Source organism: Kitasatospora sp. NBC_00374 (genome assembly GCF_041434935.1).
Classification (GTDB): domain Bacteria; phylum Actinomycetota; class Actinomycetes; order Streptomycetales; family Streptomycetaceae; genus Kitasatospora.
Genome location: NZ_CP107964.1, coordinates 1164710 through 1177817 on the forward strand (window position 1 = coordinate 1164710; position 13108 = coordinate 1177817).

The window sequence follows — 13108 nt, forward strand, 5'->3', positions numbered from 1 at the left end:
CGTCCCGGCGGACCGGGCCCAGGTGTGGTCAGCCGAAGCGGAAGACGGCCGTGGCCTCGGTGTTGTGGCGCGCGCTGGACATTCGAGCTCGGCCAGGACGCCAATCCGGCGGGGGATCGACAGGTGCGCCTCTCTGCGGAGGTCAACGGCGTTTTGAAGCCGTGGCGGTGGAGCCGGTAGGTGAGGGCGGGGCCGGCGACGGAGGCGCCGGAGATCAGCACGTTGCGGTTCTTCACGGTGGTGAACCTGCCCGGAAGTGGTCACTGGGGGCTCACCGTCGGCTCACCGCCTCGACGACGGGCGCGGGAAGCCCGAACAGGCCCAGCACGGCGGGGGCGGAGGGGCCCGCCTCGGCCGCGGCCTCGGCAGCCGTGCGGTAGTGCGTGCGGGCCGTGACGTGGTCACCGCGCAGTTCGGCGACGCGGGCGAGTCCGGTGAGCGTGCGCACCCGGTTGCAGAGGGCTTTGATCCAGTGCGGGTCGATCCGTTCCAGCGCCTCGGAGTACAGCCGTTCCGCCGCGGTCAGGTCGCCTTCCGACAGGGCGAGGTCGGCCTGCCCCCGCAGGGCGGCGGCGAGGCCGTCGGCGCTGCCGGCGCCGACGGCCAGCTCCGCGGCTCGCACGTAGTCGGCACCGGCCGCCGCGGGGTCGTCGGCGGCGAGCTGGTCACCCCGGCTGACCAGGAGGTCGGCGGCGTCCTCCAGGGCGCCGAGCTGTTCGGTCAGGGCGAGGGCCCGATCGGTCAGCGCGACCGCCTCCGCTCGGTCGCCGCGCCCGGCCGCCAGTCCGGCGAGCATGTCCAGGGCCAACGCGCTTCCCCAGCGGTCGCCGAGCGCACCGAACGCGTCACCGGCCAGCCCGAAGGCGCGCTCGGCTCCCGGGGTGTCGCCCGTGCCGAGGAATCCGAATCCCGACACGTACCGGGCCACCGCCCGTGCCCACGGCTCGGGGCAGTCGTGTTGCGCCGAGACCAGTTCGAACGCGCTCTGCCGGTCATCGGCTTGAGCCTGGCCGGCGCTGCGCATCATCCACACCAGCAGCGCGACCGGGTACCGGCCCGCCCGCTCGCCCGGCCATGCCGCGGCCAGCGCCTGTTCGGCCGCAGCACGGTGCCGTTGCCAGACCGGCTGCCCGGCGCTGCCTGACGCGGCGAGCAGCACGCACACCGCGTACTCCTCGCCGCGCCCGGCCGGGGGCCGGTCACCGATCGTCTCCAACAGCGCGGCGGCGTGGGGCGCCACCGACGTGGACGCACCACGGATCCACAGGTAGGCCGAGGCCGAGGCCAGCAGGTCCAGGGCCGCCGCCACTTCCTGCGCCCGGACAGCCCGACGTACCGCCGTCAGGAGGTCGTCGTGCACGGCGGTGACGACCGGCAGCCACTCCAGCTGTTCGGCCGTCCTCAGGTACGGGTCGGCGGTCCGAACCAGCTGCCGGACGTACCGGCCATGGGCGCGCTCTGCCACGTCCTGTTCGCCCGCCGCCGCCAGCTGTTCGGCGGCAAAGGTGCGGATCGTCTCCAGCATCCGGTACCGGCCGCGGCCGGCCTGCAGGAAGGACTTGTCCGCCAGCGACTCCAGCGTCTCGCCGTCGGCGTCGCACACCCCCGCCGCGGCCTCGGCCGACGCGCCGCCGGCGAACACCGCGAACCGTCGGGCGGCCCGCCGCTCGGATTCGGAGAGCAGGTCCCAACCCCAGGCGACCACCGAGCGCAGGGTCCGGTGGCGCTGGTCGGCCGTCCGGGTGCCGCGCCCGGCGATCCCGAGCAGGTCGTCCAGCCGTCCCGCGAGGTCGGCGATCTCCATCGTGCGCAGCCGGGCCGCAGCCAGTTCGATGGCCAGCGGCAGGCCGTCCAACGCCGTGCAGATCCTCCGCACGAGAGCGGGATCCGGCGCGAAGCCGCGCCGGACGGCGGCGGCCCGGTCGGTGAACAGCCGCATGGCCGCGTCCTCGTCGAGCGGCCCCACGTACTGCAGGCTCTCGCCGATGATGCCGAGCGGCTCGCGGCTGGTGGCCAGGATCCGCAGCCGTGGGCAGGTCGCCAGCAGCCGCGCCACCAGCGCGGCACTCTCCTCGACGAGGTGCTCACAGTTGTCCAGGACGAGCAGGAGCATCCGGTCCGACAGCGCCGTGATCAGGCGGTCGAGCGGTGCCCGCACACCGTCCAGGTGGAGCCCGTTCCCGCGCAGGCCGAGCGCGCCCAGCAGCGCCTGCGGCAGCGCGGCGCCGTCGCGCAGCGGGGCCAGCTCGGCGAAGCACACCTCGTCGGCCGGGCTGCCGGCGAGCTCGACGGCCAGCCGGGTCTTCCCGACACCGCCGGGGCCGACCAGGGTGACCAGGCGGGCCACCCGCAGCAGCTCCGCGGTCTCGTTCACCTCGCCGGCGCGGCCCACGAAGGAGGTCAGTTGCGCCGGCGGCGCGGTCGGCGACGGGGTCGGATCGGCGCTCAGCAACTCCCGGTGAATCGCGGCCAGTTCGGCCGACGGGTCGGCACCGAGCTGCTCGGCCAGGTGCCGCCTGGTCTCCTCGAACACCACCAGTGCCTCGGCCTGGCCGCCCTCGGCGAACAGCGCGCGCATCAGCAGCGCCGCCAGCTGTTCGCGGAGCGGGTGGCGGCCGACGAGTGCGCGCAGTTCCGGTACGGCCGCGCGGTGGTCGCCGAGGCGCAGCGCCCCCTCGAACCGGTCCTCCAGCGCCGCGAGCCGGAGTTCCTCCAGCCGTACCGCTGCCGCCCGGGCCGTCTCGCGTTCGGCGACCTCGGCCAGCGCGGGGCCCCGCCACAACCCGAGCGCCTCGCGCAGCAGCGCGACCGCCTGTTCCGCCTCGCCGTCCCGCAGCGCGGCTCGGCCCCGGCCGGCCAGCCGCTCGAACCGGCAGGCGTCCACGGCGTCCAGCTCGACCACGATCCGGTAGCCGGCCGCTGAGCGCTCGATCGCCGCCGGTCCCAGCGCCGTCCGCAGCCTGGACACCTGGGACTGCACCGCGTGCGCCGACAGCGCCCCGGCCGGGTCGACCTCCTCGGCCAGCCGGTCGGCGGAGACCACCTCACCGGGGCGGACCAGCAGCAGTGCCAGCAGCGCTCGGCGGGCCGGCCCGCCGAGCGGAACCTCGGATCCGTCGTCGCGCCACGCCTTGGTCTCGCCGAGGATTCCGAACCGCATACGGCTGATTATCCATCAGATACGATCACGCCGGAACGATGGGGCCGAGGTACGTCCCGCCCGACACGTCGATCGTCTGGCCGGTCACCCAGCGCCCCTGCGGGCCCGCCAGGAACCCGACGACGTCGGCGACGTCCTCCGGCTCACCGAGCCGCCCGAGCGCAGTGATCGCCTCCAGGCCCGCGACCACCTCGGGAATCGCCGTGTGGCCCGCGGTCATGTCGGTCCGCACGGCGCCGGGTGCCACCGTGTTCACCGTGATCCCCCGCCGGCCGAGTTCATTGGCCAGCGACGGGGCCATCGACTCCAGTGCCGCCTTGCTGACCGTGTACGCGATCTGCGTGGAGACCGCGAGCCGGCTGGCCATCGAACCCATGTTGACGACCCGGCCACCGTCGTTGAGCAGCGGCAGCACCCGCTGGATGACGAAGAACGGCGTGCTGACGTTGACCGCCCACAACCGGCCGAACTCCTCCGGGGTGACCCGGGCGATCGGGTTGCCCGAGAGGACCCCCGCGTTGTTGACCAGGATGTCCAGGCCGTCCACACCGCGTGCCGCCAGCCCCGCGGTCAGCCCCTCGAACAGCCGGTCCACCGCGCCGTCCTCGCCGAAGCGGGCCTGGACGGCGAACGCCCGGCCACCTGCGGCCTCGATCCGTGCCACGGTCTCCTTGGCGGCATCCTCGTTGCCGCCGTAGTGCACGGCCACCAGGGCGCCGTCCGCGGCCAGCCGCAGTGCGACCGCCCGCCCGATCCCTCGCGACCCGCCCGTCACCAGCGCCGTCCTGCCGGTCAGCTCGCCCATGGTCATGCTCCCCCCGTCGTGGCCGGCCCTTGGCGGATCCGGCGATGACCCAAGACTGCCGACGACCGCTCACCGCCCCCTCACCGCCGGCTCACCGCCCACCGAGGGACGGACCTTCCGTCGCACGAGCGAACCGCCGCCTGTTGGGACCTGCCGGGTCGTCGAGACTCGGTGCCAGAGCGACCGGCAGACGAGTACTCCCGCCGCCGGAACCGCTGCGAGCCCTGGGGTCGGACCGTGCCCCTGCTGGTCGGCCGGGAGGCCATGACCGCTGTTGGGGTGGCGTGCCGGCCGAACAGCGAGTGAGCACTGGATCCATCAGGCCGCGTGCCGTGTCTTCCTCCTCCGCGGGGGTATAGCATCGGTGCATCCGGCTCGCGGAGAGTCGGTGGACGGCATATTCCCACGGGCCCGGCACCCGAGGACGCTGTACATGGGCGTGGTTCGCCCAACTCCGCGTGCCCGCAACAGTGGTTCACGAGGTATGTGACCTGAAGTGCCAGCCGGGAGGCACGAGGTACTGGCATGCCCCGAAGCACTGACAAGGCGCTCGCCCACACCCGTATGCAGTTCTTGGGCGAGCCCAAGCAAGCTGCTCTCGCTGCCGTGCCGCGTGACGGCACCCTCGGAATCGAGACCTGCTCGCAGGAGCAGCGCAGCCTCCGATCCCTGCTGGCGCTCGGGCTTTTCAACCGCGCGGGGAGCTGGCAGCCCTATCGCGGGAGTGCTGCTTGGGGACTGCACACCCTTGTCGCCTACGACATCATCGTCTCCGCACAGTTCGACCAGCTCGTGCTCATCACGGACGTACCCCACAATGTGGCCCCGTACCTCCTGCCGAGGCCCGACGGTGTCACAGGTCTGCCGGGACTCCGGCTCGAGGAGTTCCGCGGACCGCACACATATCTGGCACGTCATCAGCCCACCGGCGCCAAGCTCGTCATCACTGGAAACCGTTCGGGAACCTGGAACGGATCGCCGCGCCCCTCACCTCGATGGGATTTCCATACCATCGACAGGCCTCTGTCTGAGTGGACGTTAAGTCCGTTTCTGGTAGCGGCCGCGTCCGGGTTGGGTGAGGAAGCCTTGGCGAGTGAGGCGTCCGAGGCGGCTGCGGGTGATGTTGACGGACGCCTCGTCGGTGGGCATGCCGAGGAGTTCGTGCAGCTCGCGTGCCCGGAATGCGTGGGCGGGGTGCTGGTTGAAGGCGTTCACGATGGCCTGGTAGGTGGTGTTCGTCTCGGGCGGTTCGGATTCGGTTCCTGCCGGCGTGACCTCCATGATGATCTTTCGGGTGGTGGCCAGGTCCGTGAGCCGCGCTTCGGTCTGGGTCAGATCGGCGGCGAGCTCTTCGATCCGGGCGCGTAGTTCTGCGGCCCGGGCGGTGGCCTCGTCCTGCCGGCTCTGGAGGTCTGCCAGGAGTTCGGCGACGTTCACGCCGCCAGTCCGAGGGTGTCGCGCCAGGCCGGGGCCGGTGTGGTGAGGCGGCGGGTCATGTTCGCGGTGGAGGCCCAGTAGACGCGTGAGGCGGAGTTGTCGGGCCGGTGGTCGTACTCGCGGGCGAGGCGCCGATGCAGCATCAAGGTGCCGTTCGTCTGCTCCACCACCCACCGTTTCGGCTGCGGGACGAAACCCTTGCCCTGGTCGGCCGGGTTGCGGCGGACGACCTCGACGTCGATATCCAGCAAAGCGCCGTGGATGACGACCTCGTCCTTGAAGCCCTGGTCCACCAGAGCCTTCTCCAGACGCATCCCGCACCGCTCGGCGACCTGGTCGAGCAGGGCGGTGCCGGCGGCGTTGTCGTGGGCGGAGGCGGCCAGGACGACAACGCCGATGATCAGCCCCAGGACGTCCACGGCCAGTCCCCGCTTGCGCCCCGACACCTTCTTGTTCGCGTCCAGCCCCGTCGTGGTCTTCGGGACGCCGGCGGCCGCCCGGACGGACTGGGTGTCGATGATCACGAGGGACGGGTCCTCTAATCGGCGGGCTCGCTCCCTCACCTGGCAGCGCAGGAGTTCCTGGATCCGCTGGTCGAGCCCGTCCTGGCGCCACAGGCCGAAGTAGTAGAACACCGCCGACCAGGACGGCAGGTCATGGGGCAGGTAGCGCCACTGACAGCCCGTCCGGTTCTGGTAGAAGATCGCGTTCACGATCTCCCGCAGATCGCAGGACCCCGGATCCCCGGTAGCCGACCGCGCCACCCGGTCCTGCTTCCAGGCCGTGATCATCGGCTCGATCAACGCCCACTGCTCGTCCGATAAGTCGCTCGGATACGCCCGTCTGTCCATGCGCCGCAGAACATCACCCGAACCCCGGCTGGCACGCCAGTACGGTCGACGTTCACACGAACGAGCGATCACGAACCGAAAGAAAAGGGACTTAACGTCCACTGAGACCGAGCACTCACAATTGGAGCAGGTGCCTGAGATCAGTGAAGAGGCAGAACAGCTGCTGGCCGGCCTCGTCTGCCGCCTCGCGGCCAGGGACCCACACGGCAGATGGGCGATCGGCAACTGGTTCTCCGACCCTCTGGAACGCCCAGGTTGGGCCAACAACGGGGACGTGGACCGGTACGAGAAGCAACTCAGCGGATCTGGCGACCGGTGGACGCTCCGGTGGAACGGCTTCCCTTACAGCGACGACGTGGCCGCCTCACTGACCAGTGCCCCGGTCTGTATCCCCGAGGCCGTCGCGCATGTTGTCGATGGCCATATCGACGTCAGGCTCGGTCGCGCGGTCCTTCGCTTGTCCGGCCTGCGCGCTCCGTTCCGACAGACCGGGGAGGGCGCGCTGTGAACTGGGACGAAGTAACCCTGGTCATCGTCGCCTCATTCGGCTGCGTCACGCTACTGCTGACCCAGATCAGCGAGGTGCTGTCGAAGGTGCCACAGATCATCCGTGCCTGGAGGCAGGTGCGGGACGAACTAGGCGGTGGCACTCATCCCGCTTCACGAGGCCACTCGGCAGGAGTAGTCAACCCAGGCTCGCTGCCGGTCGACCGCAATGGCACGGGCCGCGCACCTGGAGAGCCCGAAGCCGCGCGAGACGAGAGCTGATCCGGTCAGCGGTGCCGCTGTGAAATGGTTTCGTAGACGCAAGTCGACTGCGTGTCCGAGCCGTATTACGACGACTGCTTCGCACCCGGCGGCTACGCGGTGGTGCCGGCCGATCTGGGCAGCACCACCGCAGCTGCGTGGCCGTCGGCGGCCCCTCCGATGCCATCTCCGTCAAGGCTGAGGTCCACGGCCGATCGACCGGCGAGAGGCTGCAATGCCCGCGCCGGCTGCAACACAGCGGCGCCAACAATCCAACGTGCGGCAGGTTGTGGACGCGACGACCTACTTCCACGACTGCGTCCACAGCCGCCCGGCGGCTGCGATGAAGACGAAACCCCTCCACCACAGCCGCCGACGCCGCGCCCTACCAGCCGACGGTCAGCGCAGGACCCTGATGGCCATGACCGAGCCGTCCTGGTTCAGCGAGACCGGGCCGCCCCACTTGGCGTCCCACGGCTCCTCGGACCACTCCGAGCGCAGCGCGTGGGCCTTGTGCCGGTACTGCTCGACCCGGCCGACCGCGAGGTCCTCGAAGAGGTCCCTCGCGATCCCGGAGAAGGCCTCCACCCGCGTGCCGTTCAGCCGGAAGACGTGATCGGTGCCCACGAAGTCGACGCCGTGCACGGAGTACGCGATGTCCTGGACGATGCCCGTGCCAGCATGCGTGTACTGCTCGTAGTGGCGCTTCCCCTGGCGCTTCGACAGGTAGCGCGCGGTGGGCTCGCCCCCTCCCGTGAAAGCCATCAGACCCGCCGCGTCCGCGTGCGCAAGGACGCGGCGGAACCACCCGTAGTCCTCTGGCCGCACGTGATAGCCGGACACCACTCGGGGCTTCTCAGCGGTCCCCCACGCGAGGTCGATTCCCGGTACGACGGCGTGGTCCTCCGGAGGGCCGTCCAGGTCGACCTCACAGGCTCCGGGAGGGAGGTGCAGCGTACCGTCCCCCGGGGCCTCCAGCAGATGGAGGGTAATCGGGTCCTTGCCCGGGATCTCCGTGCCGAGCACCATGGTCGGCGTCCCGTCCGGCCTGCCGATGTGGACCGCCTCGACGTGCGCTGCCGCGGTGGACAGCTGGGCGTGCACCTGCGCCGCCTTGCCGTGCCTTCCCTTGCAGGCGACGAGCACGACCTTCGAGGGCTCGCCAGGCTTCCATACCTCCAGGAAGAAGTGCGGCCGTTTGGCTGCCCGATGCGACGAGTCCTCCTTGCCGGTCAGCGTCCACCCCGCGCGAAGGGCGATCTCCGCGTCGATGACTGAGACCGAGTGGTCGGGGTACCGGCGCCTGAGGACCTTCTGTGCGACGGCCAAGGCGAAACCGATCCCCAGCTCCCCCGACTGGACCGCCTTGTAGTGGCGCATCGGGTTGCGGCCCTCGTCAGACAGCGCCATGAAGCTCCCGTGGTTGCCGGCCAGCGCCTGGCAGTACTTGAGGCTCGCCCAGTGCTCGGCCAGCCCTCGGCCGGCTCCTTGCCGTGCCAGGACGTTGGCCCTGCCGAGCGTGTGCAGCAGCTTCCACGGAGTGAGCTCGATCGACTGCCCGCGGTCGCCGACGGGCACGGCCCCCAACCCCGGCTTCCGCCGCAGCAGTTCCTGGTTCCTCTCGCGCCGTTCCTTGTCGTCCGCCTCGGACACCTCCGCGACACTCCCGGCCAGACCGGAGGTCGAGTGGATCGCCACGTTCCACGGCTGGGCGAGGTCCTTCAGTACGGCAGCTGCCTTCTTCACCATGATCTCTCCCCTGAGTAGGTTGCGGTTCGCGCTGCTCGGTGTCGATCGGTCTCCGGGCACGGCTACCGGGCACGGCCGGGGTGCGTCCCGGCGAGGTCGTTCAGGGCGGCGTTGACCACCTGCCAGCAGATGCTCAAGGTGTCGCGGTCCGGCCGGTGGCTCTCGCGGGCCTCGGCCCTGGGGTGGACGAAGTTCCGGTACCTGCGCAGCTCGTGGCTGAACTTCTCGGCGTCCGCGCCGATCCACCCCACCCGGTGGCACGCTTTGATCAACTTGTCCAGGTTGACGCTGTCCTCGGAGTCCCGGCCCAGGAGGGACGGATCCCGTTCCACTACGGTCCGGAGCAGCACGCCCTCCAGCAGGGAGCCGAGCATGATGATCGCCGCAACGTGGGCGCCGTTGGCGTAGCACGTCCGGGCCTCGTCCAGACGCCACTGGAGGAGCTCGGCCATGGCTTCGTCGGCGATGACGTCCGCCATCACGACCTTGAGCTCCGCGGCTCCATAGTGTGTCGGATGCGCCAGCGCCGGGTCGCACCGAACCAGCCGGGCACTGCCGCCGGGGTTCTCCAGCCGGTACCCCTCGTGGATGAGGAAGGAGTTGACGGCCGCCACCACGTCGGCGAGCAGGCCGGGCTCGTCGAGGTACTCGCGGGGGTCGGCCAGCCTGAGCAGTACCTTCTCGATCTCCCCCGGCTGGTCCCGTCGCTCCATCAGCAGCTCGGTCGCCCAGTCCCTGCGGTACTGGCCGTCGTACTCGGGGAGCCCCTGCCAGCCTGCCCGCTTGAGGAAGCCCGCGATCTCGAACCCGCGGCGGTAGTAGAGGTCGTCGTCGCCCGCGACGACGCGGGCAAGCTCCTCCAGGGTGTTCTCGTCCAGCGTGAGGTCGTGCTGCCGGGACTGGGTCATGCCGTTCCTTCGGTCGAATCGGATTCCGGGCTGGGGTCGGATCCGGTGCGGATTCCGTCCCCGTCGTCGGGGCTCTGCGGCCCCTCGGGCTCGTGGTCTTCCGCCCCCTCGTCGGGGAGCTCGTCTCCGGCCGGCAGTTCGAGCGGCGTCCACTGCTGCGCGTCTCCCGGGGGCGCGGACGGCAGGGAGTAGTTCGCCGGACGGATCCCCTGGCGGTCGAGTTCCTGCCACAGACCGGCCAGGGCCTCGTCCGGGTCGAACCTGAACTCGCTCTCGCGGATGCGCCAGAACCGCCATCCGACGCGCTGGAGTTCGCGGTCGCGCTGGTGGTCGTGCCGGATCTGGTCGAGGGTCGAGTGGTAGTAGTCGCCGTCGCACTCCACGCCGAGTCGGCCGCGTGCGCCGACTACCACGAGGTCGATGCGCTTGCTACCGGCCGGATACTGCGGCACCACGTGGTACCCGCGGTCCTTCAACCGCAGGTAGACCTGCTGCTCGAAAAGAGAGTCGAAGGGCGCACGCCGGACATCGGGCAGCACGACGCCGATGTCGGATGCCTCCGCCAGAGCCGCGGGCGGATTCTGCATGTATCCAAGCAGGTTGAGCCGCAGATCACCGGACTTGAGCTGGTCGGGCGGCACGGAGTAGAAGAGCCGCATCTGGTCCTGCGCACGACTGGCAGCCACGTTGTACGCCTGCTGCTCGCTCCGCATCCCGCCGGCGATGCGCCGCACCCGGTTCACGACCATCGACAGCAGGACGACGTGCCGCTCGTCCCCCTGGAACTGCGCCGGGGTTCCCACCCGGATGCGGTGGCGTTCCCGCACCGGAGCGGGCAGGCGTTGCTCGATCAGCTGTTCCAGCAGCTTGACCTGCCCGAACGTCCCCTGAAGCACGATGACGCCCATGGTCTTGTTCTCGTACGCCGGATCAGCGGTCAGCTCGGCAAGGCAGTCGACGATCGCCTCGGCCTCCTTAGGGTTTCGGATCCGGCTGTCGCGCCCTTCCGCGACGCCGTCCTCGACGTAGTGGGTCAGCAGCGGGTCGAGCCGCTCGCCACCGTACTGCCGAAGCGGGATAAGACCCGGCGGGGTGTAGAAGGTCTCCGAGGACCAGCCGATGATCTCGGGCATACAGCGGAAGTGCTCCTGCAGGCGGATCGTCGACGGGAAGAGCGCCGACAGCAGCTGGTACAGGTTGGAGTGCGGCATGTACAGCTGGCGCAGGTGGGCGGGAACTTCCGGAAGGTGCGCAGTCAGCCGGTCCTGGATCTGCTGGGTGCGGCCGAATCCGGTGACTGGAGGCGTGCACTGCTTGTCGTCGCCGACCACGATGATGCGCGGCGCGAGCCAGAGCAGGAAGAGTGCGTCCATACCAGCCTGGCTGGCCTCGTCGACGATCACCACGTCGAAGGCGTCCTGCCTCGGCTGGATCATCTCGGCGACCCGTCCGATGGGCATCACCCAGGCCGGCACGGCGCCCTGGGCGATGTCCATCGCGCTGCGGGCGGCCGCCTTGAAGTGGGACGCGTTCTTGCCCTTGCCCTTGCCGTACGAGGCCATGTGAGTGCGGTAGGCCTGCAGCGCCGAGCGCTGTTCCGAAGTCATCCGAACGAGGCAATGCAGCCTGCCGTGAGCAGCGGCGAGGTCCCCGGTCAGTTCCTCCAGCTTGGCCTCGTGCTCGCTCAACTCACCGTCGAGACGCTGCTCCCGGCCGGGCGCGCGTTCGTCGTCGATGAACTGACACGCCTTCGCCCACGCCCAGGCCTCCCCGAATCGGCCGAGCCGCTCGTCCCAGGCCAGGTCCTCCGCCTCGGCCTCGACTCGGCCCGCGAGTGCGGGCGACGCAGCCCGGAGGCCTTCCAGCAGCCCCGCGCAACGCCGCCGCCGCTGGTCCCGCCGCTGGGCCGCAGCAAGCGCCTCAAGCTCCTTCGCGTACCGGTCCACGTCGCGGTCAGCCAGGGCCTGTGCCATGCCGAGTGCTTCGACTGGCGGAGCCGCACCGTCGTCCACGCCGCGCAGGAGCCGGTCCCACCGCTCCAACCTCGCCGACGCCTCTTCAGCACGCTGCCGACCAGCCAGGGCCGACACGGCCTCGGCAAAGTGCTGCCATTCCTGCGGGCGGGTCAGGTCGAGGTAAACGCCGTGGCGCACGAGGAGTTCGTCGATCTGCTCACGAATCCGGCCGAACTCGTCGACCTCGGCAAGGTGCCGGTACCGCTCACGCATCGCGGCAAGCCGTACCTCCAACGGCGCTTCCTCGAGGGCCGCATCCACCTGCTCCCAGCGGTTGGCGACTGCCACGAGTGCTGCGTAGGCCTGCAGGTACGCCAGGACGGCGCTCAGATCGTCCTCGGAGGCCGGCGCCTTCCCATCCACCCTGCAGGTGCTCAGGAGTTCATCGGCCTCCCGCTGTGCCCTCGACACGAATCGCGTACGCAACTGACGGCCCGCGGCGAGGTACTTCGTCAGGGCGGGGATCGTGGCCGCCATGCGGTTGGCACGCTCCGGCGTCAGTGAGTCCGGAACGACGACCGTGCGCAGACCGATCCGGTCGAGGTCATCGGTCACGTCGGAGAGAACACCCGCCACATCGGTGACGCGTTGCCAGAGATCGGGGTAGCGGCGGGTGAGCCGATCCGTCAGGGCGCGCGCCACCCAGCTCTCGCTTCCCCAACGTGTGGCTTCCCATGGAACCCCCAGGCGGTGCAGCCGGCTTCGACCGAACCCGAGCAGTTCCGTGAGCCGGTCGGTGGTGGAGGTCTCCAGCGAGGCCAGCACGTTTCGCACCTCGACGGCGGCCGGAGAGAGCCCGTTGACGCTCAACTGGCTCGCCGCGAAGGCCGCCACAACCTGGCCGGGCGTCGGCAGTGTCTCGGCCGACCGGAACACCGTGCACTCCGCCCACTGCCCGGCGCCCTCCCTCAGGAGTGCAAGCAGCTCCTCCGCCTCGATGGGCGACAGCGGAGGCCTCGACGGCGCCCGGTCGGGCAGCCTCCCGATCCAGTTCAGCCGTACCGCCTCGTCCTGCACCTTCTGCACGATCGCGGCCAGCGTCCCCGCGTAGCCCGGCGCGACCTCCGGGTGCTGGTAGACCTCAGCCTCGCGCAACGAGATCACCTGCTCGGTCAGCAGCTTGATCCTGCTGCGCACCTCGTGCCGGCGCTGGGTCAGCCGGCGGATATCGTCACGCAACTGGTCCGTGTCGTCCGCCGCCACCTGGTCGCTCAACGCGTTGATGGTGCGTTCGAGTTCGTTCGCACCGTCCTGACTGGTACTGCTGAGCAGGAGCACGCAGAGGTCCCGGACGGCCGGGGGCAGCTTGTCCCGGAGCACCGTCAGCGCTTGGTCCCGTGCGCTGGTGACCAGGACCCGTTGCCCCTGGGCCAGCAGTGCGGACACCAGGTTCGCGATGGTGTGCGTCTTCCCGGTGCCGTCGGTTATCGTCGGTT

The 13108-nt window shown here is 70.4% G+C and carries 9 protein-coding genes; 2 read left to right on the top strand and 7 right to left on the bottom strand.

Going from position 1 to position 13108, the window contains the following annotated elements:
* Window positions 1–271 precede the first annotated feature (271 nt).
* The 4 genes from OG871_RS05335 to OG871_RS05350 form a co-directional block, all read right to left on the bottom strand.
* Complete coding sequence (locus OG871_RS05335) at window positions 272–3160, bottom strand: BTAD domain-containing putative transcriptional regulator (RefSeq protein ID WP_371494534.1); 2889 nt, start codon at window positions 3158–3160, stop codon at window positions 272–274.
* A 25-nt stretch (window positions 3161–3185) separates the two neighbouring features.
* Window positions 3186–3965, bottom strand: coding sequence for an SDR family oxidoreductase (locus tag OG871_RS05340; RefSeq protein ID WP_371494536.1), 780 nt, complete (start codon window positions 3963–3965; stop codon window positions 3186–3188).
* Between the two features lie 1038 nt (window positions 3966–5003).
* Window positions 5004–5402, bottom strand: coding sequence for a hypothetical protein (locus OG871_RS05345; protein ID WP_371494538.1), 399 nt, complete (start codon window positions 5400–5402; stop codon window positions 5004–5006).
* On the bottom strand, window positions 5399–6253 hold the full coding sequence (locus OG871_RS05350; protein ID WP_371493834.1) for an IS5 family transposase: 855 nt from the start codon (window positions 6251–6253) through the stop codon (window positions 5399–5401). The genes OG871_RS05345 and OG871_RS05350 overlap by 4 nt, the downstream gene beginning before the upstream one ends.
* Window positions 6254–6383: 130 nt before the next feature.
* Between OG871_RS05350 and OG871_RS05355 the strand changes: the two genes are divergently transcribed.
* Window positions 6384–6761, top strand: coding sequence for a hypothetical protein (locus OG871_RS05355; protein ID WP_371494540.1), 378 nt, complete (start codon window positions 6384–6386; stop codon window positions 6759–6761).
* Window positions 6758–7021, top strand: coding sequence for a hypothetical protein (locus OG871_RS05360; RefSeq protein ID WP_371494542.1), 264 nt, complete (start codon window positions 6758–6760; stop codon window positions 7019–7021). Before OG871_RS05355 ends, OG871_RS05360 begins: the two co-directional genes overlap by 4 nt.
* Window positions 7022–7399: 378 nt before the next feature.
* On the opposite strand, the gene OG871_RS05365 is transcribed toward OG871_RS05360, so the two are convergent.
* The 3 genes from OG871_RS05365 to OG871_RS05375 form a co-directional block, all read right to left on the bottom strand.
* Window positions 7400–8749: a hypothetical protein gene (locus OG871_RS05365; protein ID WP_371494544.1), complete on the bottom strand. Its 1350-nt coding sequence runs from the start codon at window positions 8747–8749 to the stop codon at window positions 7400–7402.
* A gap of 62 nt (window positions 8750–8811) precedes the next feature.
* Window positions 8812–9657 (bottom strand): hypothetical protein, encoded by an 846-nt coding sequence (locus tag OG871_RS05370; protein WP_371494546.1) that lies wholly within the window; start codon window positions 9655–9657, stop codon window positions 8812–8814.
* A complete protein-coding gene (locus OG871_RS05375; protein WP_371494548.1) occupies window positions 9654–13058 on the bottom strand; it encodes an AAA domain-containing protein in 3405 nt (1134 codons plus the stop codon). Before OG871_RS05375 ends, OG871_RS05370 begins: the two co-directional genes overlap by 4 nt.
* Between the last annotated feature and the right edge of the window lie 50 nt (window positions 13059–13108).